The organism is Mesorhizobium sp. B2-1-1 (assembly GCF_006442975.2).
GTDB lineage: Bacteria > Pseudomonadota > Alphaproteobacteria > Rhizobiales > Rhizobiaceae > Mesorhizobium.
This window is the reverse complement of sequence record NZ_CP083954.1, coordinates 1,114,175-1,135,318: the sequence shown is the minus strand read 5'-3', so window position 1 is coordinate 1,135,318 and position 21,144 is coordinate 1,114,175. Positions and strand designations below refer to the sequence as shown.

Sequence of the window (21,144 nt, the reverse complement as noted above, 5' to 3'; positions counted from 1 at the left end):
CTACGATCCCGCGATCGGGCAGACCCTGAAGAAGGTTTTGATATAAGCGAGCTTGCTCATGTGCCAAAGCTTGCCGAATGGCGCCCGCTTGTCAAGCGCGGCCAAACCGCTCAACCGCCCAGATAGCGCCGGTGAAAACGCGTTCCGAGGCTGGCCAGGATTTCATACCCGATGGTGCCGGCATGGTCGGCAGCATCATCGACGCTCTGTGAGGGCCCTAGCAACTCCACCAGGTCGCCCTCTCCGAGCCGGCCGGGCGGCAAGGCGGAAATGTCGAGAATGATCGAATCCATCGACACGCGCCCGAGGAAAGGCAGGCGCACCGCCTCGAACCATGCGGCCGAAGCGGAGCGGCGCAGCCAGCCGTCCGCATAGCCGAATGAAATCGTCGCCAGGCTGAGCGGGCCCTGCGCATGGTAGCTGTGGCCATAGCCGACGCCAGTGCCCTTTTGGACACTGCGCGTCTGCGCCACCTTGGCCTGCAGCCCGACCACGGGCAGCATCGGGTTGGCTTCGCCAGGCGTCGGGTTGATGCCGTAGAGGGCGGCACCGGGCCGGGCGAGATCGCAATGATAAAGCGGGCCTAAAAAGATGCCGGAGGAGTTGGCGAGCGAGGCCGGCGCCACGGGTAGCATGGCACGCAACCGCGCGAATGCCAGCCTCTGCTGTTCATTGGCTGGGTGGCGCGGTTCATCGGCGCAGGCCAGGTGGCTCATCACATATCTGACGTCGATGCCATCGAAAGCGCCGAGATCCCCGGCCACCGCCTCGACCTCGGCTGGCGCCATCCCAAGCCGCGACATGCCGCTGTCGACCTGGACGGCAGCCGGGAGCCGGCGCCCGGCGCGGTGTGCCGCTGCGCGCCAGGCTTGCAACTGTGCGCCACTGTTGATGACAGCGCACAAGCCAGCCGCCACCGCTTCCGGCTCGGAACCCGGCGGCAGCCCGTTCAGCACGTAGATGTCCGGTCCGGCCCCCACCGCCTTGCGCAGCGCGATGCCTTCGGACAGCAGCGCGACGAAGAAGATGTCGCAGCCTTCCTTCATCAGCGCCGATGCCACTTGCGCGGCGCCGAGACCGTAGCCGTCGGCCTTGACCACGCCCGCGCAGCGCACGCCGCCCAGCCGCGCCTTCAGCCGCCGGTAATTTTCGCGGATCGCGCCAAGGTCGATGGTGAGGATGGCCCCGGCAGCAGCCTCGCTTGTGGCGTCGGCTTCCTCGGGCAGCGATCTTTTGGGGGCGTCGTGCATGGCGGCCCTTCTTGTGGCGGATGGACATCAATAAGACGGTCGAACCGGCGCGGCAACCGCTGGCGTTTGAACCGCGGCCTCGGCCCGTCCAGCTATGGCACAAGGTGACGGAACGCCGTCACCACGTCTTCATAGACCTTGCGCTTGAACGGCACGATCAGGTCGGGCAGCTCCTGCATCGGCCGCCACGACCATTTGTCGAATTCGGCGGTGTGGCCGCCGGGCGGCGGATTGATCTGGATCTCGCTGGTATCGCCATGGAAGCGGAAGGCGAACCATCGCTGCGTCTGACCCCGATAGCGCCCCTTGAAGGCGACGCCGACCAGGTTGTCCGGCAGATCATAGTTGATCCAGTCCGGCGCCTCGGCGAGCAGCGAGACGCTGCGCATGCCGGTCTCCTCATAGAGCTCCGCTCCTCCGCCGCCTGCAGGGGCTCCTCGCCCTTGTCGATGCCGCCTTGCGGCATCTGCCAGAGCTGCGTGGTGCCGGCGAATTCGCTGTCCGGCTCGGCTATGCGATGGCCGACCCAGACCAGGCCCTCGGCGTTGAGGATCATCAGCCCGACACAGGGACGGTAGGGCAGCGTCTCGCGGTCGACCTTCTTCGTCTTCGGCATCATTCAGTCTTTCAAGCTGTTTCCCGGTGGCTAGCCCTTTTGCGGATCGATCGCCACCGCTGAAATCGGCACGATCTCGATGCCGCGTTTCTTGGCCTCGGCCGCCCATGACGACACCGTGTCGACCGTCAGGTCGAAAGCGGAGCCGATGCCGACCGCGGTTCCCTTGGCACGGGCGGTCGCCTCCAGGCTGTCCAGTTTCTTCAGGATGGCGCCGCGATCCTGCACGGCGTCGATCGCCGTGTCGCCGGAGACGAAGGGCACGCCGTCCTTCAGCGCCAGATCCGGCGCCAGGCTACGCGCCGACGAGCCGTCGTCGATATAGGCGAGCCCGCGTTTGCCGAGCTCGGCCATGAAGGGTTCCATTGCCGCCGGGTCGGCGGAAAACCGCGCGCCCATATAGTTCATGACACCGGTATAGTTCGTCGTCCGCGACAGTGCCCAGCGCAGGTTCTTCAGGTTCTCTTCCGCGCTCGCCGCCACCGTCAGCGTGTTGCGCCCGGGGTTGACATTGGGATAGTCGAACGGTTCGAGCGGCACCTGCATGACGATCTCGTGGCCGCTCTGCCGGGCGGCCTGCATCCAGCGGCCGATGCTGTTGCCTTGCGGCGCGAACGCCAGCGTCACTTCCGCCGGCAGCTTGGCGATGGCCGCCTGGGTGCCGGTCTGTGAAACCGCGAGCCCGCCGATGACGATCGCCACGCGGGCGCCGCGCGCGCCTGACCACGGCCGCGCGTAGACATCGAAGGGCCGCCGGCCGTCTGCGGCGCGCACCGGCAAGGGGCCGGCATCGCCGGCCTCGATCAGCGCCCTGTCGGGAATATGCGCGATCTTCAGGTTTTGGCCGATGGTCGACGGATCGCGGATGACGATTGCCGCCTTGGGCGGACCATCGCCTTCCTCTGTCTGCACATGGATGATCTGCGGGCCCCCAGCCTTGGCCGGCATTTCCGCCTTTGGCGTCGTGACCGGCGCCAAAGCGGACGGCGCAGCGGTCGGCTCCGGCACCACTTTCGGCGTCGAAACCGCGACTTCCTGCGGCTTGCGAAACGGCTTGTCCCTGAGCGCGATCGCGCCGGAGACGCCGACAACGGCCAGCACGACGAACGCAGCCACGAGCGCACCCACGCTGACCTTGCCGGCGGCGCGCGGCGGACGGACAGTCAGTCCGAGCGGTCGTTCGATGTCCTTGCCGATATCAGCCAAGCCCTGTCCCCGTCCGCATGGCTTCGAACATGGAACCTTTCGAAGAGACATGCGCGAATTCTTCAACCCCGGCGCACCCCTGGCGCCCTGTATCGAGGGATTCGCGTTACCCCCGAATCAAACTGCCGGAACCTTTCGGTCCCGGCAGCATCGCATTGCTTCCATCGGGCGGCCAGACCCGTTGTTGGCCGCCACCTGTTACTGGTTGAGGACAGCCTTCTGCGGATTGGGCGGGAAGGACGGATCGGTCTTCTGGCCGCGCAGAAGCTGCTCGGCATAGATGAGCTGGAGGTCGTTCTTCGGATCCGGCGGCACATAGGCTGCCGAGCCCGAACCGGTCGAGCTCTCGTCGGCACCCTTGATGTGGCCCTTGAGGTCGGATTCGCCGCGCGTCAGGTCCCTGCCCTGCAGTTCCGGCGGCAGCGGCTGGTCGACCTTGATGTCGGGCGTGATGCCCTTGCCCTGGATCGACTTGCCGGACGGCGTGTAATAGAGCGCCGTCGTCAGCCTGAGCGCGCCGTTCTCGCCAAGCGGGATGATGGTCTGCACCGAACCCTTGCCGAAGGACTGCGTTCCGACCACCGTGGCGCGGCGTAGGTCCTGCAGCGCGCCAGCGACGATTTCGGACGCGCTCGCCGATCCGCCATTGACCAGCACGATCAGCGGCTTGCCGCCGATATCGTCGACCTGCTTGGACTTGGCGTCGAAGCGGGTAACGTCCTTGGGATCGCGGCCGCGCGTCGAAACGATCTCGCCACGGTTGAGGAAGGCATCCGATACGCTCACCGCCTGATCGAGCAGACCGCCGGGATTGAGGCGCAGATCGAGCACATAGCCCTTGAGCTTGTCGTTCGGCACCTGCTTCTTGATGGTGTCGATGGCATTCTCGAGGTCGTCATAGGTCTTTTCGGTGAAGGAGGTGATCTTCATGTAGCCGATGTCGTTCTCGACCCGAAACTTGACCGCCTTGACCTTGATGATGTCGCGCACGACCGTCAGCTCGATCGGCTTGTCGGCGCCCTGGCGCAGGATGGTGAGCTTGATCGGCGTGTTGACCAGGCCGCGCATCTTGTCGACCGCGTCGTTCAGGGTCAGGCCGCGAACCTCCTCGCCATCGATCTTGGCGATGTAATCGCCTGCCAGCACGCCCGCCTTGGCGGCCGGCGTATCGTCGATCGGCGTGATCACCTTGACCAGGTCGTTCTCCATGGTGACCTCGATGCCGAGGCCGCCGAATTCACCCTTGGTCTGCACGCGCATGTCCTGCGCCTGCTCGGCGTTCATGTACGAGGAGTGCGGGTCGAGCGAGGCAAGCATGCCGTTGATGGCGTTCTCGACCAGCGATTTGTCGTCGGGCGGTGTCACATACTGCGCCCGCACCCGCTCGAAGATATCGCCGAAGATCGCCAGTTGCTTGTAGGTCTCCGACCCCGCAGCGTTCGCTGCCGAGCCGGGCGCGCCATAGACCAGGCTCATGGCGGACGCGCCCATCAGCGCACCGGCAAACAGAAGCGACAGTTTCCGCATCATTTCACGTCCTTCCAGAAAAACGGTCCGCCCACCATGGGGTCGGATCGACGGGTTTTCCATCCTTGCGGAACTCGACATAGAGCTCCGGCGTGGCATTTCCATTCTTCGAAGCCGAGGTGCTTGCCACCCGGGCCTCTCCCATCGCACCGACCGGCTCTCCTGCGAGCACTGATTGGCCGGTTGCGACGCTGATTCTGCTCATCCCCGCCAGGACGACATGATAACCGTCGCCGGCATTCAGGATCAAGAGTTGACCGTAGGAGCGAAACGGCCCCGCATAAAGCACATTCCCATCCGCCGGTGCGGTGACGATGGCGCCCGATTGTGTCGCAACCATGTCCCCAAGCATCACCGCGCCGTTACCGTCTTCGGCGCCGAACCGGCGTTTGATGCGGCCGATGACCGGCAGCGCGATCTGTCCTTGCAGCGCCGAGAAGGGTGCCGCAGCGGCAAGCCGGTTGGCCTCGGGAACCGGCAGCGACGCCGTCATATCGCCGCCCGCCTTATCCCTGCCCGCCTTGTCGCCGCCCGCCTTGTCGCCGCCGGCTTGGCCGGCCTCCGCGGCCTTTGCGGCATCCGCGGCCTTGCGGTTGCGTTCGGCCTGGGCTTCGAGCGAGGCGATCAATTCCTTCAGGCTGCTGGCCTTGGCCGCGAGCGCCTCGGAATGCTGTCGCTCGGCCGACAACTGCGCCTGCGTGTCGGCTTCGAGCTTCTGCTTGGCTTCCAGCAGCATGCCGAGCCGCTTCTTTTCCGCAGTCTGCTCGCCGACTGCCGCCGTCAGCCGTGCCCGCTCGGCCTCGATCGAGGCCGTCACTCTTGTCTGCTCCTTGAGGTCGGCCAGGAGCCTGTCGGTCTGCTGGCGCAATTCAGGCACCACGGCGCCAAGCAAGATGGCGCTGCGCACCGACGACAGCGCGTCCTCCGGCTTGACCAGGATCGCCGGCGGCGGGTTCAGCCCCATGCGCTGCAATGCGCCCAGCACCTCCGCCAGCACGTCGCGCCGCGCCATCAGCGAGGCGCGGATCTTCTGCTGCTGGGTCTTCAGCCCCTCCAGCTTGGCGCCGATGTCCTCGATATCCTGCCCAAGCTTTTGCTCGGTCATTGCCGACTGGATCAGCGCGGCGGTGATCGAGGCGTGGTCCTTCTTGACTGCGGCGATGTCGGCGGCCAGCTTGGCCAGCCGCTCGGACGACAGGCTTATCTCCTTGGAGATCTGTTCGTATTCGGCGCGGCTCTGGCCCGGATCGGGGGCCGTGTCGAGCGTGTTCTCGGCCCACGCGGCATTGAGCGACAGGATGACCACCGCCGCCGCGATGCCGCAGCGCGCGCGCCAGGAGCCCGCTGTCGATGAGCCCGTCGTCGATTTCCAGCCTTCAGCCATGCGGGATGGACTCTATCTGCGGCTTCGTTAACGAACCATCAACCATATTAATGCGCATCGCCCAAAACTGTGCAGCGGTTTCGCACACCGGTGAGCAAAATAGGGAAAGCCGGCCCGAAGCGGTGATCTTGCGCGGCATTGGGGCGGAATTCGGTGCGATGCGACCTTCAGGCTCTGTGATAGGGGTGGCCGGACAGGATCGTCGAGACCCTGTAGAGCTGCTCTGCCAGCATCACCCGCACCAATTGGTGCGGCCATGTCAGCGCACCGAAAGACATCACCAGCTCGGCCTGCGCGCGCAACGACGGATCGTGGCCGTCAGCGCCGCCTATAGCCAGCGCCAGCGCCTTGCGGCCGGCGTCGCGCAACTGGCCGATGCGGCCGGCGAAATCTTCCGAGGACAGGTTCTTGCCGCGCTCGTCGAGCAGGATCAGCGCCGAGCCGGGCTGCAACTGCGCCTGCAGCCTTGCGCCTTCATCGCGCCGGCGTTCATCGGCGTTCTGGGCGCGGCCTTCGGCGATCTCGGCGATGCCGGAGAATTCGAGGCCGACAGCCGGGCCGCTCTTGGAGAAACGCTCGAAATAGCGGTCGGCGAGTTCTCTCTCGGGGCCGCTTTTCATCCGGCCCACGGCATGAACGGTAATCTTCATCCTCGCCTCAGAGGGCCGCCGATGCGTGTCGCCCGAAAATCGTCAATGGGCCAGGAACCACGGCACGCATCCAAACCAACCGGCTCAGTGCAAGGTCTCTTCCTCGAGGTCCGGCGCCTGCCACATCTTTTCGAGATTGTAGAATTCGCGGATTTCGGGGCGGAAGACATGGACGATAATGTCGCCTGAATCGATCAGGACCCAGTCGGCGCCGGACAGCCCCTCGACACGCGCCGTGCCGAGGCCGGCATCCTTCAACGCCTTGAGGAGATGATCGGCAACAGCCGAGACATGACGGTGCGATCGACCCGACGCGACGACCATGTAGTCGCCGAGGCTCGATTTTCCCTGAATGTCGATTGAGACGATGTTTTCGGCCTTGGAGTCTTCCAGACTGGCAAGGACTGTCTTGATGGCGCGGGACACGGCGTCGTTTACGCTGATCCCGGCCGGCGAAGGCACGATGTCGGCCTTCTTCCGCAGTGCTGTTCTCAGTGTATTTCCTTTCGCAGCAAGAACAACCAAATCACCCCTGAAAGCGGGTGACACCGCTTAGATAGGCAGAGTTCCGTTGCAGTTTCAAGACGGAGCCCCGCTTCCATGCGAACTCATTGAGGCTCCGCTTGTTCCGCGCGACACTCAAAAGATCGGAACCCAGGCGTTCCGCAGGGGTTATCGGCTGATTGATCAACCGGAATCCCATTATGCCGATCGACCCGCAAAATGCCCTCCTGACCGTGCAGGCGGGGCTCTCTCAGCTCAGCGCGCTCATTGTCTCCTATTCCCTTTCGGCGGTCGGCGCCGTCATCCTTCTGGTTGTCGGCTACATCGTCGCCGGCTTTGCCGAGCGCTCGATCTTTGCCGGCCTGGGCCACATCCACGGCTTTGACCAGACGCTGCGGCACTTCTTTTCCAAGATCGTCCGCTATGCCATCCTCGTCCTGGTCGTCATCATGGTGCTCGGCCAGTTCGGCGTGCAGACGGCCTCGATCATCGCCGCGATCGGCGCCATCGGCCTGGCCATCGGCCTGGCGCTGCAAGGCACGCTGCAGAACATTGCCGCCGGGATCATGCTTTTGGCATTGCGGCCGTTCCGCATCGGCGAATCCGTCGAAGTCGGGTCCATTGCCGGCTCGATCGAGGAAATCGGCCTTTTCGCCACCAAGCTCCGGAGCGCCGAAGGCGTCTACATCCTGGCGCCCAACTCGACGCTGTGGAACCAGCCGGTGCGCAATTTTTCGCGCAACGGCGTGCGGCGCGGCGACATCACCCTCTCGATCGGCTCCTGGAACGACATCGACCGCGCCCAGAAGACGCTGCTTGCGATCGCCGCCGCCGAGCGCCGCGTCAAGCGTGAGCCGGCGCCGACCGCCTTTGTCGCGGCATTGGGCGAAAGCACCGTCTCGATCACCTTGCGCTACTGGACATCATCGGCGGATTTCTTCGCCGCCCAGGCCGACCTCACCAAGCGGGCCAAGCAGGAGTTCGACCGCGAACGCATATCGATCCCGCTGCCGCCACCGCAGGTCCCGGCGCCGGAAACCCGCCGGCAATAGTCAATCGCCCCTGTGCCGGTGCTGTTCGTCCGGCGCGAAGGCGAGTTCCACCGGCAATGGCGCTTGCGCCGTCATCGGCGCGAAGCTGCCGGTTTCGGTTGCCGGCACCGGCCGCGCGGTGAACACGCGCAAAAGCACGAACAGGCAGAAGACGCAGGCGATGACCACTGTTACATAGATGAAGGCCTGCGTGCCGAAGACGGCTGACAGCGCGGTCACGATGCCCGGCACGATGAAGCCGGACAGCGACCAGGCAAACAACAAGGAACTCGACAGCGCCACCATGTCGTCCTTGCCGGCGCGGTCGGCGGCGTGGGCACTGGCCAACGAGTAGATCGATTCCGAGGCGCCGTCCCACATCACATAAATCACCAGCAGCACCGCCAGCGTACCGCCGTCGAAGCCGAGCGCAAACATCCCTGCCGCCGCGGCGATCGCGGATGCCGCGACCAGCACATAGCGGCGATCGGTGCGATCGGAAATCCAGCCGAGCGGAACCTGCAGGATCAGCGTGCCGAGCGGCATCACCGAAAGCAGCAGCGCCACGTCGGCCTGGCTGTACCCCTTCGCGGTGGCGTGGATCGGCGCAAAACCGGAAATCGACATGGACAGGCCACCGACCGCCAGCATGCCGGCGACGCCGACCGGCGAAATCCGCCAGGCCCGGCGCAGCGCCACCGATGCCGCCTGCGGCGCCGGCGGCTGGGCCAGCCGGGTCATCCCGACGGGCAGGATGGATAGCGCGGTGAAGGCTATGCCGATCAGCGATGCATCCGCCGTCCTGATGTCGACCAGCGCCAGCGTCGCATAGCCGATGCCGAGCCCGCCGACATAGGCGACGTAGAAGACGGCCATTACCCTGCCGCGTATGGCGTTGGCCACGGCATCGTTGAGCCAGCTCTGCGCGACGATGAAAAGCCCACATATGGCAAAGCCGTAGAGAGCGCGCGCCGCGATCCACAACAGGGGGTGCGGCCCGGCGCCGATTGCGGCATTCGACAGCGCGATCAGCGCCGACAGCACCATGAAGGCACGGGCATGGCCAACCCTGCGCACCAGCGGTCCGGTCAGGATGCAGCCGGCGAGACCACCCGCCGACAGACCGGTGACGATCAGACCGGCCCAGGTCGGATCGAAGCCTTCCACGCCGAGCCGGACGGGGATGTAAGCGAACATCAGCCCGTTGCCGATGGCGATCAGCGCCATCGACACCACGACGCTGGCAATCGCGATCAGCGGCGTGGGCGTGTCGCCGTGCCTCGGTTCCGTTTCGGTTTGGCTTTTCACGAGAGTGGTCATATCAGCGCAAGATCATCCATTCGATGACGAAAGGCCGCCGCAAAAGCGACATTGCCGGACTTGCCTTCCTCCTTGCGAAGAAAGGGCGCTGTGCGTACCGATCAGCCCTTCGCCTGCTCGCGGATAGCCGTCGACGACAGCGACGAGCGCGGGCCGTGGATGAAGGTCCACGCGGGCGCCTTCATGCGGGCGAGCCTTGGCGCATCGCCTTCGTCGACGCGGGCATAGTCGAAGGTCTTGGCCACGACCGACGACAGGAACGACAGCGTCGCGCCCGGACGGTCGATGACCGCGATCGGGAAGGTCATGACGATTTCGCGCCAGCGCTGCCAGCGGTGGAAATCGCGCAAGCTGTCGGCGCCCATGATCCAGACGAAGTCGACGCCGGGATTGCGCGCCTTGACCAGCGCCAGCGCGTCGGCGGTGTAGCGCACATGATGCGCCGCTTCGAAGGCGGTTACCTTGATCTTCGGGTTCTTGGCGATCCGTTCGGACAGGCGCAGCCGCTCGGCCAGCGGCGCCAGCTCGTGCGTGTTCTTCAGTGGATTGCCCGGGGTGACCATCCACCACAGCTGATCGAGCGCCAGCCGCCTGAGCGCGATCTCGGCGACCAGCGCGTGGCCGGCATGCGGCGGATTGAACGAGCCGCCGAACAGGCCGACGGCAAGGCCTTTGCCGGCATGCGGCATTTTGAGGTAGCTGGACGGGATAGCTTGCTCAGGCAGGGAAAGCATTCGCTAGGCACCCCCCTCTGTCCTGCCGGACATCTCCCCCGCTAGGGGGGAGATTAGCAGCTTCGGTGAAGGCACAAATCTTGCAGCATTGAAGATCGGCGAAACCAAAAATATCAGCCGATCTCCCCCCTTGCGGGGGAGATGTCCGGCAGGACAGAGGGGGGTGGCTGGGCGCAAGCTTCAAGCCCTTTGGACGAAAAGCGTCAAGGCCTCACCTGTCCCGAGCCGCGCACGCGGTATTTAAACGAGGTCAGCTGCTCGACGCCAACGGGCCCGCGCGCGTGCATCTTGCCGGTGGCGATGCCGATCTCGGCGCCCATGCCGAACTCGCCGCCATCGGCGAACTGCGTTGAGGCGTTGTGCAGCAGGATCGCCGAGTCGATCTCGTTGAAGAACCGTTCCACCGCCTGCGCGTCCTCGGCGACGATCGCCTCGGTGTGATGCGAGGAGAAAGTCTCGATATGCTCGATTGCGCCAGCGACACCGTCGACCAGCTTCACCGCGATGACGGCGTCGAGATATTCGGTGACCCAGTCGGCATCGGTCGCCGGCTTGGCGTCGAAGAACAGCTTCAGCACCTCGGCATCGGCATGGATCTCGCAGCCGGCGGCGCGCAAGGCGTCGAGGATCGGCACCAGGTGGGTGGAGGCAACCGCACGGTCGACCAGCAGCGTTTCGGCAGCGCCGCAGATGCCGGTGCGCCGCATCTTGGCGTTGACGGCGATGCCGACCGCCATGTCGAGCTTGGCCGAGCGGTCGACATAGAGATGGCAGATGCCTTCGAGATGCGCGAAGACCGGCACGCGGGCCTCGGTCTGCACCCGCTCGACCAGGCTCTTGCCGCCGCGCGGGATGATGACGTCGAGATTGCCGCCGAGGCCCTTCAGCATTTCGCCGACGGCGGCGCGGTCGGCGGTCGGCACAAGCTGGATGGCGTCCTGAGGCAGGCCGGCTGCCTTCAAGCCGTCGACCAGGCAGGCGTGGATCACCGACGACGAGTTCAGCGAATCCGAGCCGCCGCGCAGGATCACCGGGTTGCCGGCCTTGAGGCAGAGCGCGCCGGCATCCGCCGTGACGTTCGGCCGGCTCTCATAGATGACGCCGATGACGCCGAGCGGCGTGCGCACGCGCTCGATCCTGAGGCCGTTCGGCCGCTCCCAACTGGCGATCACGTCGCCGACGGGATCGCCGAGTTCGGCAATTTCGCGAATGCCGTCGGCCATGGCGCGGATGCGGGCTGGATTGAGCTTCAGCCGGTCCATGGAGGACGCCGACAGACCGGCTTCATGCCCGTTCGCGATGTCGATGGCATTGGCGTCAAGTATGGCTCGCTCGCGGGCGATGATCGCCTCCGCCATGGCGGCAAGTGCCGCGTTCTTGGCGGCTGTCGTGGCGATGGCCAGCGGTCGTGCGGCGGCGCGGGCACGGCGGCCGAGGTCGGCCATCGTCGCCACTGTATCGTTCCGGGATTTTTCATGCAGCTTCAGCATGGCTCATCCTCCGCCCGTTACTTGGTCGCCCGCGAGGCTGACCACAAGGTCGTCGCGGTGGATCATCGCCGAACGCGCCTCGTAGCCGAGCACGGTCTCGATTTCGGTTGTCTTCAGGCCTGCGATCCTTACGGCATCCGCGGCATCATAGGCAACCAGCCCGCGGGCGATCTCGCGGCCCTCGGGCGACAGGATCGCCACCGTATCGCCGCGCGAGAAATTGCCGCTGACCAGCTTCACACCGGCCGGCAGCAGCGACTTGCCCGACGTCAGGGCCCCGACGGCGCCGGCATCGACGGTCAGCCTTCCCGCCGGTTCGAGCTGGCCGGCGATCCAGCTCTTGTAGCCTTTCACCGGATGGGCGCTCGGGCGGAAGAAGGTGGCGCGCTCGCCGCGCTCGATCGCCATCAGCGGCGAAAGCCGCGTGCCAGAGGTAATGATCATGGCGGTGCCGGCCGCGGTGGCGATCTTGCCGGCGTCGAGCTTCGTGCGCATGCCGCCGCGCGACAGTTCGGAAGCCGCTGCGCCCGCCATCGCTTCGATCTCAGGCGTGATGCGATCGACCACCGCGACGAATTTGGCCTCCGGGTCACGCGCCGGCGGCGCGGTGTAGAGACCGTCTATATCCGAGAGCAGCACCAAAAGGTCGGCGCCCATCATCGTCGCCACCCGCGCGGCCAGCCGGTCATTGTCGCCATAGCGGATCTCGGAGGTCGCCACGGTGTCGTTCTCGTTGATGACCGGCACCGCCTTCATCTTCAAGAGCGTCGAGATCGTCGCCCGGGCGTTGAGGTAGCGGCGGCGCTCCTCGGTGTCGCCAAGCGTGAGCAGGATCTGGCCCGATTTCAACCCGCCCTTGCCGAGCGCATCCGACCAGGCGCCGGCCAGCGCGATCTGGCCGACGGCTGCGGCCGCCTGGCTCTCCTCGAGCTTCAGCGCCCTTTTTCCAAGATCCAGAATGGTACGGCCCAGCGCGATGGCGCCCGACGACACGACCAGGATTTCCGCGCCGCCTTGAGCCAGCACGGCGATGTCGTCGGCCAGCGACGCCAGCCAGTCGCGCTTCAGCCCAGCGGTGCGGTCGACCAGAAGCGCCGAACCGATCTTGACGGTGATGCGTCGGTATTTCTTCAGCGACTGCACGGTCATGCTATTTTTCCCAGCGCGTGTCGACCGGCGCCGCGATCGCGTCGCGCGCTTCGGCCACCACCGCCATCAGCGCGCGCAGCACCGCTTCGACCCCTTCGCCGGTGACCGCCGACAGAAGCATCGGCGCACGGCCGGCGGCGCGCTTCAGCGACGCGACCTTCTTCTTGCGCTCATCCGCATCAAGCGTGTCGACCTGCGAAAGGGCCAGTATCTCGGCCTTGTCGGTCAAGCCATGGCCATAGGCTTCGAGTTCGGCGCGCACGGTCTTGTAGGCCTTGCCGGGGTTCTCCTCCTGCGCCGACACCAGGTGCAGCAGCACGCGCGTGCGCTCGACATGGCCAAGGAAGCGATCGCCGATGCCGACGCCCTCATGCGCGCCTTCGATGAGGCCGGGAATGTCGGCGATGACGAATTCGCGCGCATCGATGCGTGCCACCCCCAGGCCGGGATGCAGCGTGGTGAAGGGATAGTCGGCGATCTTCGGCTTGGCGGCGGTGACGGAGGCGAGAAAGGTCGATTTGCCGGCATTGGGCAACCCGACCAGCCCGGCATCGGCGATCAGCTTCAGCCTGAGCCAGATGTTGAGCTCCTCGCCGGGCTGACCCGGATTGGCGCGGCGCGGCGCCTGGTTGGTCGAGGTCTTGAAATGCTGGTTGCCGAAGCCGCCATTGCCGCCCTTGGCCAGCAGGAAGCGCTGGCCGACCACGGTGAGGTCGCAGATCAGCGTCTCGTTGTCCTCTTCGAACACCTGCGTTCCAGCCGGCACTTTCAGCGTGACGTCGGCGCCCTTGGCGCCGGTCATGTTGCGGCCCATGCCATGAGTGCCGGTCTTGGCCTTGAAATGCTGCTGGTAGCGGTAGTCGATCAGCGTGTTCAGCCCGTCGACCGCTTCCAGCCAGACGTCGCCGCCGCGGCCGCCATCGCCGCCGTCCGGTCCGCCGAACTCGATGAATTTCTCGCGCCGGAACGACACGGAACCCGCGCCCCCGTCGCCGGAGCGGACATAGACCTTGGCTTGATCGAGAAATTTCATCGGACAGCAGTTTCTTTATTGGCCTTGCGGCATTGCTCTAAACCTTGCGCCTTGCTCTAAACCAAGGCGCGGCGAAGGGCGAGGCCGTTTTGTGACAGTGGCCGCGTGGGGTTGGCCGGAGATGTCGGCATGAAGCTTGTAACCTACAACATCCAGTACGGCATCGGCCTCGATGGGCAGTACGATGTCGGGCGTATCGCCGACGCCGTGCGCGGCGCCGATGTCATCGCGCTGCAGGAGGTCACCCGCAACAATCCCAGGAACGGCGGACGCGACATGGTCGCCGAGATCGGCGAGGCGCTGCCCGACTATTTCGCCGTCTATGGCAGCAATTTCGAGGCCAATATCGGCTCGCGCATCGAAAACGGCCGCGCCATCACCACCACCTTCCAGCTCGGCAACATGGTGCTGTCGAAGACGCCCATTCATCTGTCGCGCAACCTGCTCCTGCCGCGAAGCCGCAGCTTCGAGATGATGAACTTCCAGCGCGGCGCGCTGGAGGCGCTGATCGAGACGCCGCTTGGTTTCATCCGCTTCTATTCCATCCATCTCGATCACCGCAGCCCGGTCGAGCGCGCCAGCCAGATCCAGTTCCTGCGCCGGCGCCTGTTGAACTATGCGCTTGAAGGCGGCGCGCTGTCCGGCGTCGCCGAGATCGGCCTGCCGGAACTGCCGCACCCCGAGGCCTTCGTCGGCATGGGCGACTTCAACATGCTGGCCGGATCGCCCGAATATGTCGAACTCGCCGGCCGGCCGGACCACGAATTCGGCATGCCGCTGACCGCCGACTTCGCCGTCGATGCCGCCCTGCGCCTCAATGTCGCCGGCGACGATCTCGTCAGCTGGGTCGACCCCAAGGACCCCGGCAATACCGACCGCCACAAGCGTATCGACTATATCTTCACCAGCGCCTCGCTTGCCCGGTCGCTGAAGCGCCTGTGGGTCGACCGAAAGGCTGTTGGCTCGGACCATCTGCCGGTATGGGCCGAACTGGGCTGAGCCCAAATCGATGCACGTTTCTTTCCGAACCTTTGACCAGAGGCCCAGCGCCGATGTGTGCTGAGATTCAGGTCAGGCCGAGCCGAAAACGTTGGTTTTCGAGAACCGGAGCGGAGCGTACTTAAGGTACGCGAGCACCGGAAGCGCAGAAAATCAGCGTTTGCAGGCCGGCCTCACCTGAATATCGGCACACATCAAAAATGTACCCAGTTGCGCAGGCTGGTCCATGTCTTCCGGTCGAGGCGGTAACGCTCGACGGGCACCTGGCCGGCGACGATCGAGTTCAGCATGCCCTGGCCCGCATACTGGAAGCCGCATTTGTGGATCACCCGGCGCGAGGCCGGATTGATGACCCGCGTCGAGGCATGAAGCACCTGGATGTTTGTCCGCTGGAACGCGAGATCGACCAGGGCGTGCGACGCCTCGGTGGCGAAGCCGCGCTTCCAATAGGGCTCACCGATCCAGTAGCCGAGCTCCAGTCCGCGGTCGGTGGTATTCAATCCGGCGCAGCCAACGAAGGTTTCGGTGCCCGCCAGCGTCAGCGCATAGGCGATGCCGGCGCGGCGCGACTTGGTCATGGCCAGGAAAGCGCGTGCCTCGGCCTCGCCATAGGGATGCGGCATGCGCGCCAGCATCTCGGCGACATGACGATTGTCGGCGAGCTCGACCAATTGCGCGATATCGCTTTCGCGCGGAGCCCGCATCACCAGCCGCTCGGTGGCCAGCACCGGGCAATCGATCGCATAACTTTCGTCTTCTGAGTCTTCCGCTTCGGCAACCATGTCAAAGTCCTCCAGGCACAAGAAAAAAGGGAGATGGAAACCCATCTCCCCTGATCCTTTTCCTGGCTTTGCCAAACCTTCTGGCTTCCAGACACCGGTTCCCGAGATGGGCTGCCGGTGTTGTGGTGCGGAACCGGCTACTCCGCTGCTTTGGTAATCGGGTTGACCGATACGTAGGTTCGGCCGTTGGCTTTTTTGTTGAACGTCACGGCGCCGGCTTCGAGCGCGAAAAGGGTGTGATCCGTGCCCATGCCGACATTGACGCCGGGATGCCAGGTGGTGCCGCGTTGACGAATGATGATGTTGCCCGGGATGACGGCTTCGCCGCCGAACTTCTTCACGCCCAGACGCTTGGAATGCGAGTCGCGACCGTTGCGCGACGAGCCGCCAGCTTTCTTGTGTGCCATCTAACTAACTCCGATGCGCCCAAGGGCGCTTGAATGGTCTTATGAACGCGTTCGCGTTCCGTTTCAAGTCCGATCCGGCGACGTTTCGCGCCGGTTCGCCTTACTTCTTTGCCAGTTCCTTGGCCTGCTCGCGCCAGTCCTTGATCTGCTCGGCGCTGAACGGCATGTTCTCGTCGATCTTGGCCACATCCTTCTCGGTCAGCTTGGCGAGCTGGGCGAAGGTGATGATGCCCTGTTCGTTGAGATCCTTGGCGGCGACCGGGCCGATGCCCTTGATCACGGTCAGATCGTCCGGCTCGCCCTTCGGCGCCTTGAACAGCGGCGCTGCCGCGGTCTCGGCCTTTGCCTCTTCCTTCGGGGCATCCTTCTTGGCCTTGGCTTCCTTCGGCGCCGCGTCGGCGGCTACCTCGGCCTTGGCTTCCGCCTTGGCAGCGGTCTTCTTGGCCGGCTTGGCGCCGCCCAGCAGGATCTCGGAGATCCTGACCGTGGTCAGCAACTGGCGATGGCCGATCTTGCGGCGCGAATTCTGGCGGCGGCGCTTCTTGAAAGCGATGACCGTGCGGTTCTTGCCCTGCTCGACGACTTCGGCGGTGACGACCGCGCCGTCGACGAACGGCGCGCCGAACGTGACATTCTCGCCCTCGCCATGCGCGAGCACGTGGCCGATCTCGACGATGTCGCCGACATTGGCTTCGACTTTTTCGATCTTCAGGAGATCGTTGGCGGCGACGCGATACTGCTTGCCGCCCGTTTTGATGACTGCGAACATTTTTTGCCTTTCGCTGTTCGGTCGGCCTCGATGAACCGCCTGTGGCGGTTCGGCCGTCTTTTTGTCAGTCTGCGGGTTCAAAAAACAAGCGGCGCGGAAGAACCCTCCACGCCGATTGCGCGCTGTCCCTAACCGAAGGTTTGTTGCGAGTCAAGGCAAACGGCCAGATTCTCAGGGCAACGAATCCGGGCTAACGGGTTCCTTCGGAGCTTTCGTCGGCGCGCTGTTGATGGAGCCTTGAACGGAAAAACCCGCCTGTGCGGCGGGTCCCTGGCGCAACTCAGCACCATAACCAGATCTCTACCATAGTTGCCTTCATCCCGTCAAGAAAAAATTCCTATCAGGAGGTCGCCGGCACCGCCGGACTGGCGTCCCTATGCCTCGTTAATCGGAGTTCGAAATCTTGGCCGGTTTCCTGGCCGGCGCAGTGTCCGGCATCGTCTACCGCGGTCGGGACGGCGTCGCTCCGGGCCAGCCTCTGACGCAAGCTGAGTTTCCGGCCGATTTGGCCTTGTAACCTGCCCGTTCAGCCGTTATCTAGTGCGCCGCGCCGGCAACGGCCGACCATGACCGCGGAGAGGTGGCAGAGTGGTCGAATGCACCGCACTCGAAATGCGGCATGGGTGCAAGCCCATCGGGGGTTCGAATCCCTCCCTCTCCGCCATCCTGCTTCTGTACAGCCCGGAGACATGGGTAACAGTTTACCCGCTGTAGCCTGGGCGTGACGCGCCAACCGGTTCAGCTCAATTCGGATGATGTCCCGCGATTGCGCCCAGAAAAATTTCCCCGAATTCCCTAAGCTTTGCCGCTCCCACGCCATTCACCTCGGCGAACGCGTCGAGGTCGCGCGGGCGGCGTTCGGCCATGTCGATCAGCGTGCGGTCGGAGAACACGACATAGGCCGGCACCTGCCGCTCCTTGGCCAGCCGCAGCCGCAGCGCCTTGAGCGCGCCCAGCAGCGATGCATCCACACCCTCGGCGCCGGCGGCGGAGCCTTCCCCGGATCGCTTCCTGCCGCGCGCGAGAGGGTCCCGCATCTCGACGCGATAATGGAACGCAACCTCGCCGCGCCCGAGGGCGCGGCCGCTTTCGGAAATGGCGAGGCCGCCATGGCCGTCCGGATCCGGCACAAGGAACCCGCCGGCGACCAGTTGCCGGATAAGCGACAGCCAGACCGTTTTCCTATGCGCCGCGCCGGCCCGGAAACTGGTCAGCGTTTGATGGCCTCTCGCCAGTACTTTCTCCGTCTCGTGGCCGAGCAGGATGTCGATGACATGGGCGGCGCCGAAGCGCTCGCCGGTCTGCGCGACGGCCGTCAGGATGATCCGCGCTTCCGTTCCGCCATCGGCACGCGGCGCCTGGTCGAGGCAATTGTCGCAATTGCCGCAGGGCGCTGCCTGTTCGCCGAAATAGCCGAGCAGGATCTGGCGGCGGCACTGTACCGCCTCGCAATAGCCGATCAACGTATCGAGCCGGCGATGCCCGCGCCTCTTGTGTTCAGGTGATGATTCTTCGTCGTCGATGAACAGGCGCCGCATGCGGATGTCGCCGAGCCCGTAAAGCATATGCGCCTCGGCCGCCCGCCCGTCGCGGCCCGCGCGACCGATCTCCTGATAATAGGCTTCAAGGCTGCCCGGCAGGTCGGTGTGGAAGACATAGGCGACGTCGGGCTTGTCGATGCCCATGCCGAAGGCGATGGTCGCCACCATGACGACGCCGGAGAGCGTCATGAAGGCGTTCTGATTCGCCTCACGCGTCTCCTTGCTCATCCCGGCGTGATAGGCGAGCGCGGTGACGCCGTTCTTCTCGAGGAAGGCCGCCATCTCCTCGGTCTTCTTGCGTGACAGGCAGTAGACGATGCCGCTTTTGCCCGCGTGACGCTCGACGAAGCGCAGCAACTGGCGCTTGCTGTCCTGCTTGGCCTCGAGGGCAAGCTTGATGTTCGGCCGGTCGAAACCCAGCACCACGGTTTCGGCGCGCCCGGCAAACAGACGCGCTTCGATATCGGTGCGGGTAGCCTCGTCCGCCGTCGCCGTCAGCGCGATGATCGGCACTCGCGGGAAGATGGAGCGCAGCCGCGACAGATCCTCATATTCGCGCCGGAACGCCGGGCCCCATTGCGAGATGCAATGCGCCTCGTCGACGGCGATCAGGCTGACGTCGAGCCTGGCCAGCGCGTCGAGCATCCGCTCGGTCATCAGCCGCTCCGGCGCAAGGTAGAGCAGGCGCGTCTGGCCGGAGGCGACACGGCGCCATGCCGCCACATTGGCCTCGCGCTCGATCGAGGAGTTGATCGTATCGGCTGACACGCCGGCAAGGCGCAACGCCGCGACCTGATCCTGCATCAGCGCCACCAGCGGTGAGACGACGATCGCAAGGCCGCCCAGGACCAGCGCCGGAACCTGGTAGCAGAGCGATTTGCCCGCACCCGTCGGCATGACGGCCAGCACATGGCGTCCGCCCAGCAGCGCGTCCATGATTTCGGCCTGGCCGGGACGAAAATCGTCGAAGCCGAACACGTCCTTCAGCACGCGTTGCTTGCGGTCTGGTGCATCCGGCGGAACACTTGCCGTCGATATTGGCATCTCGCAATGGTCCCCGGTTTGGCTGAGGCAACGTTCTTAAAGCGAAGATCGCCGGAACGCTATCCGTGGATGCGCGGGGTGGCATGTCCACCGGCTCCAATTCGCGCCTTCCCCTGCGACATCAGCACCCCTGCTGGATTCCCTCACGTGCTGCGATGTAAGCTTGCCCGGGACGACCAGGGAGAGAGCGATGCTGCAGACCAGACAGGATGCTCTCGGCGAACGCTTCAAGCAGCAGCGCGCCGCATTCGAGGCGCAGCCCTTTCCGGGCCTCGATGTCCGCAAGGATCGCCTCGCCCGGCTGCTGGCGCTCACGGAAAAGCATGAGGCTCACATCTGCGCTGCGATCGACACCGACTTTGGCGGCCGCTCGGCGCATGAGACCCGCCTTGCCGAACTGTTCGTGGTGCGGGCCGGCATCCGCCACGCACTGTCCCACCTAAAAGGCTGGATGCGGGAACGCCGCGTCGCCACCACCTTGCCCTTCCTGCCGGGCAGGAACCGCCTCGTCGCGCAGCCGCTCGGTGTCGTCGGCATCGTATCGCCCTGGAATTACCCTTTCCAGCTCGCCGTCGCGCCGGTCACCGCGGCGCTCGCCGCGGGCAATCGCGTGCTGGTCAAACCATCCGAATTGACGCCCGCCTTTTCAGCGCTGCTGGCGCGCCTGGCCGCCGAGCATTTCGCACCGGACGAACTCGGCGTCATCACCGGCGACGCGGAGGTCGGCAAGGCTTTCGTGTCGATGCCTTTCGATCACCTGCTGTTCACCGGCTCGACGGCCGTCGGCCGCCAGGTCGCATTGGCCGCCGCGGCCAACCTGACCCCGGTCACGCTGGAACTCGGCGGCAAGTCGCCGGCGATCTTCGACCCCTCATGCGACCTCGATGCGGCGGCGGCCAGCGTCGCCTATGGCAAGCTCCTCAATGCCGGGCAGACCTGCATCGCGCCGGACTACCTGCTGGTGCCCAAGGGACAGGCGGAAACGGTCGCCGCCAAGCTCGCAACGGCTATGGCGAAGCTCTACCCCAGCCTGCGCGACAATCCGGACTATACCGCCATCGTCAGCGACCGACATTATCAGCGCCTGCGGGCCATGATCGCGGAAGCCCGCGACGCCGGCGCCGATGTCACCGAAATCAACCCGGCCGGCGAGGCGTTCGGCGCCACAGGCCGCAAATTGCCGCCGACCCTGGTCAGGAACGCCGATCCCGACCTGCGGCTGATGCGCGAGGAGATTTTCGGGCCGGTGCTGCCGATCCTCGAATATGCCGGGATCGACGACGCCATCGCCCATGTCAACCGGGCCGACCGGCCGCTGGCGCTCTACTGGTTCGGGCGAGACGGCGGCAACCGGCAACGCATCCTGCACGAGACCATCGCCGGCGGCGTCACCATCAACGATTGCATGCTGCATCTGGTGCAGGAGAACCAACCCTTCGGCGGCGTCGGCGCCAGCGGCATGGGCGCCTATCACGGGGAATGGGGCTTTCGCACCTTCAGCAAGGAGAAGCCGGTTTTCCTGCAGTCGCGCTTGAGCGCGGGAAGCCTTCTGCGTCCGCCCTACGGCAAGACCTTCGAACGGCTTTTCGGCCTGCTCAGGCACATGACTTGAACGACGTGCACCGCCCGCCGCCGGCAACGCGATCACATGCCTGCGCGATCACATGGCGTCCGCGCGTTAAGCCTATCTTCACCATGATTCGGCAGG

At 65.1% G+C, this 21,144-nt stretch carries 18 protein-coding genes, 1 tRNA gene and 1 pseudogene; 4 read left to right on the top strand and 16 right to left on the bottom strand.

Features of this window, described 5'->3' with window-relative positions:
• Positions 1-110 precede the first annotated feature (110 nt).
• The 7 genes and pseudogenes from alr to rsfS all read right to left on the bottom strand — a co-directional run bounded on the left by alr (position 111) and on the right by rsfS (position 7,098).
• The gene (gene alr, locus FJ972_RS05445; protein WP_140517520.1) at positions 111-1,250 is read right to left on the bottom strand and encodes an alanine racemase; all 1,140 of its coding nucleotides are present in this window, start codon (positions 1,248-1,250) and stop codon (positions 111-113) included.
• Positions 1,251-1,342: 92 nt separating this feature from the next.
• Positions 1,343-1,866 (bottom strand): annotated as a pseudogene (locus FJ972_RS05440) (RNA pyrophosphohydrolase).
• A 30-nt stretch (positions 1,867-1,896) separates the two neighbouring features.
• Positions 1,897-3,072 (bottom strand): divergent polysaccharide deacetylase family protein, encoded by a 1,176-nt coding sequence (locus FJ972_RS05435; protein WP_140525019.1) that lies wholly within the window; start codon positions 3,070-3,072, stop codon positions 1,897-1,899.
• Positions 3,073-3,270: 198 nt separating this feature from the next.
• Positions 3,271-4,602 (bottom strand): S41 family peptidase, encoded by a 1,332-nt coding sequence (locus tag FJ972_RS05430; protein WP_181165202.1) that lies wholly within the window; start codon positions 4,600-4,602, stop codon positions 3,271-3,273.
• Between the two features lies 1 nt (position 4,603).
• Positions 4,604-5,983 (bottom strand): murein hydrolase activator EnvC family protein, encoded by a 1,380-nt coding sequence (locus tag FJ972_RS05425; protein ID WP_140525018.1) that lies wholly within the window; start codon positions 5,981-5,983, stop codon positions 4,604-4,606.
• Positions 5,984-6,150: 167 nt separating this feature from the next.
• Complete coding sequence (rlmH, locus tag FJ972_RS05420; protein WP_140525017.1) at positions 6,151-6,633, bottom strand: 23S rRNA (pseudouridine(1915)-N(3))-methyltransferase RlmH; 483 nt, start codon at positions 6,631-6,633, stop codon at positions 6,151-6,153.
• Positions 6,634-6,717: 84 nt separating this feature from the next.
• A complete protein-coding gene (rsfS, locus tag FJ972_RS05415) occupies positions 6,718-7,098 on the bottom strand; it encodes a ribosome silencing factor (protein WP_413466337.1) in 381 nt (126 codons plus the stop codon).
• A gap of 239 nt (positions 7,099-7,337) precedes the next feature.
• Here rsfS and FJ972_RS05410 point away from each other — a divergent pair, with 239 nt between their 5' ends.
• Positions 7,338-8,189, top strand: coding sequence for a mechanosensitive ion channel family protein (locus FJ972_RS05410; protein WP_140525015.1), 852 nt, complete (start codon positions 7,338-7,340; stop codon positions 8,187-8,189).
• Here FJ972_RS05410 and FJ972_RS05405 read toward each other — a convergent pair whose 3' ends face one another.
• The 5 genes from FJ972_RS05405 to obgE form a co-directional block, all read right to left on the bottom strand.
• Positions 8,190-9,488: an MFS transporter gene (locus FJ972_RS05405; RefSeq protein WP_140517515.1), complete on the bottom strand. Its 1,299-nt coding sequence runs from the start codon at positions 9,486-9,488 to the stop codon at positions 8,190-8,192. It abuts the gene before it with no gap.
• Between the two features lie 101 nt (positions 9,489-9,589).
• Positions 9,590-10,177 carry a nicotinate-nucleotide adenylyltransferase gene (locus tag FJ972_RS05400; protein WP_140525077.1) on the bottom strand — a complete coding sequence of 196 codons (588 nt, stop codon included), beginning with the start codon at positions 10,175-10,177 and terminating at the stop codon, positions 9,590-9,592.
• A 248-nt stretch (positions 10,178-10,425) separates the two neighbouring features.
• The gene (locus tag FJ972_RS05395; protein WP_140525013.1) at positions 10,426-11,712 is read right to left on the bottom strand and encodes a glutamate-5-semialdehyde dehydrogenase; all 1,287 of its coding nucleotides are present in this window, start codon (positions 11,710-11,712) and stop codon (positions 10,426-10,428) included.
• Between the two features lie 3 nt (positions 11,713-11,715).
• Positions 11,716-12,855, bottom strand: a complete 1,140-nt coding sequence (gene proB / locus FJ972_RS05390; RefSeq protein WP_140525076.1) for a glutamate 5-kinase — start codon at positions 12,853-12,855, stop codon at positions 11,716-11,718.
• Between the two features lie 7 nt (positions 12,856-12,862).
• On the bottom strand, positions 12,863-13,894 hold the full coding sequence (gene obgE / locus FJ972_RS05385; RefSeq protein ID WP_140493021.1) for a GTPase ObgE: 1,032 nt from the start codon (positions 13,892-13,894) through the stop codon (positions 12,863-12,865).
• A gap of 129 nt (positions 13,895-14,023) precedes the next feature.
• On the opposite strand from obgE, the gene FJ972_RS05380 reads away from it, so the two are divergent.
• The gene (locus FJ972_RS05380; RefSeq protein ID WP_140525012.1) at positions 14,024-14,893 is read left to right on the top strand and encodes an endonuclease/exonuclease/phosphatase family protein; all 870 of its coding nucleotides are present in this window, start codon (positions 14,024-14,026) and stop codon (positions 14,891-14,893) included.
• A 194-nt stretch (positions 14,894-15,087) separates the two neighbouring features.
• Here FJ972_RS05380 and FJ972_RS05375 read toward each other — a convergent pair whose 3' ends face one another.
• The 3 genes from FJ972_RS05375 to FJ972_RS05365 form a co-directional block, all read right to left on the bottom strand.
• Entirely contained in the window at positions 15,088-15,675 is a 588-nt protein-coding gene (locus FJ972_RS05375; RefSeq protein ID WP_181173480.1) for a GNAT family N-acetyltransferase, read from the bottom strand.
• 137 nt (positions 15,676-15,812) lie between these two features.
• Positions 15,813-16,082: a 50S ribosomal protein L27 gene (rpmA, locus tag FJ972_RS05370; RefSeq protein ID WP_140493012.1), complete on the bottom strand. Its 270-nt coding sequence runs from the start codon at positions 16,080-16,082 to the stop codon at positions 15,813-15,815.
• Positions 16,083-16,182: 100 nt separating this feature from the next.
• Positions 16,183-16,851: a 50S ribosomal protein L21 gene (locus FJ972_RS05365; RefSeq protein ID WP_140525010.1), complete on the bottom strand. Its 669-nt coding sequence runs from the start codon at positions 16,849-16,851 to the stop codon at positions 16,183-16,185.
• A gap of 574 nt (positions 16,852-17,425) precedes the next feature.
• Here FJ972_RS05365 and FJ972_RS05360 point away from each other — a divergent pair.
• Positions 17,426-17,515, top strand: a tRNA-Ser gene (locus FJ972_RS05360).
• A gap of 79 nt (positions 17,516-17,594) precedes the next feature.
• Here FJ972_RS05360 and recQ read toward each other — a convergent pair.
• The gene (gene recQ, locus FJ972_RS05355; protein ID WP_140525009.1) at positions 17,595-19,436 is read right to left on the bottom strand and encodes a DNA helicase RecQ; all 1,842 of its coding nucleotides are present in this window, start codon (positions 19,434-19,436) and stop codon (positions 17,595-17,597) included.
• Positions 19,437-19,626: 190 nt separating this feature from the next.
• Here recQ and FJ972_RS05350 point away from each other — a divergent pair, with 190 nt between their 5' ends.
• Positions 19,627-21,048: a coniferyl aldehyde dehydrogenase gene (locus tag FJ972_RS05350; RefSeq protein WP_140525008.1), complete on the top strand. Its 1,422-nt coding sequence runs from the start codon at positions 19,627-19,629 to the stop codon at positions 21,046-21,048.
• The last annotated feature ends 96 nt before the right edge of the window (positions 21,049-21,144 follow it).

Excerpts from the sequence above, each read along its gene's own strand:
- alr (WP_140517520.1), bottom strand. The coding sequence starts at position 1,250 with ATGCACGACGCCCCCAAAAGATCGCTGCCCGAGGAAGCCGACGCCACA.
- FJ972_RS05430 (WP_181165202.1), bottom strand. The coding sequence starts at position 4,602 with ATGATGCGGAAACTGTCGCTTCTGTTTGCCGGTGCGCTGATGGGCGCG.
- FJ972_RS05425 (WP_140525018.1), bottom strand. The coding sequence starts at position 5,983 with ATGGCTGAAGGCTGGAAATCGACGACGGGCTCATCGACAGCGGGCTCC.
- rlmH (WP_140525017.1), bottom strand. The coding sequence starts at position 6,633 with ATGAAGATTACCGTTCATGCCGTGGGCCGGATGAAAAGCGGCCCCGAG.
- FJ972_RS05410 (WP_140525015.1), top strand. The coding sequence starts at position 7,338 with ATGCCGATCGACCCGCAAAATGCCCTCCTGACCGTGCAGGCGGGGCTC.
- FJ972_RS05405 (WP_140517515.1), bottom strand. The coding sequence starts at position 9,488 with ATGACCACTCTCGTGAAAAGCCAAACCGAAACGGAACCGAGGCACGGC.
- FJ972_RS05400 (WP_140525077.1), bottom strand. The coding sequence starts at position 10,177 with ATGCCGCATGCCGGCAAAGGCCTTGCCGTCGGCCTGTTCGGCGGCTCG.
- FJ972_RS05395 (WP_140525013.1), bottom strand. The coding sequence starts at position 11,712 with ATGCTGAAGCTGCATGAAAAATCCCGGAACGATACAGTGGCGACGATG.
- obgE (WP_140493021.1), bottom strand. The coding sequence starts at position 13,894 with ATGAAATTTCTCGATCAAGCCAAGGTCTATGTCCGCTCCGGCGACGGG.
- FJ972_RS05380 (WP_140525012.1), top strand. The coding sequence starts at position 14,024 with ATGAAGCTTGTAACCTACAACATCCAGTACGGCATCGGCCTCGATGGG.
- FJ972_RS05375 (WP_181173480.1), bottom strand. The coding sequence starts at position 15,675 with ATGGTTGCCGAAGCGGAAGACTCAGAAGACGAAAGTTATGCGATCGAT.
- rpmA (WP_140493012.1), bottom strand. The coding sequence starts at position 16,082 with ATGGCACACAAGAAAGCTGGCGGCTCGTCGCGCAACGGTCGCGACTCG.
- FJ972_RS05365 (WP_140525010.1), bottom strand. The coding sequence starts at position 16,851 with ATGTTCGCAGTCATCAAAACGGGCGGCAAGCAGTATCGCGTCGCCGCC.
- recQ (WP_140525009.1), bottom strand. The coding sequence starts at position 19,436 with ATGCCAATATCGACGGCAAGTGTTCCGCCGGATGCACCAGACCGCAAG.
- FJ972_RS05350 (WP_140525008.1), top strand. The coding sequence starts at position 19,627 with ATGCTGCAGACCAGACAGGATGCTCTCGGCGAACGCTTCAAGCAGCAG.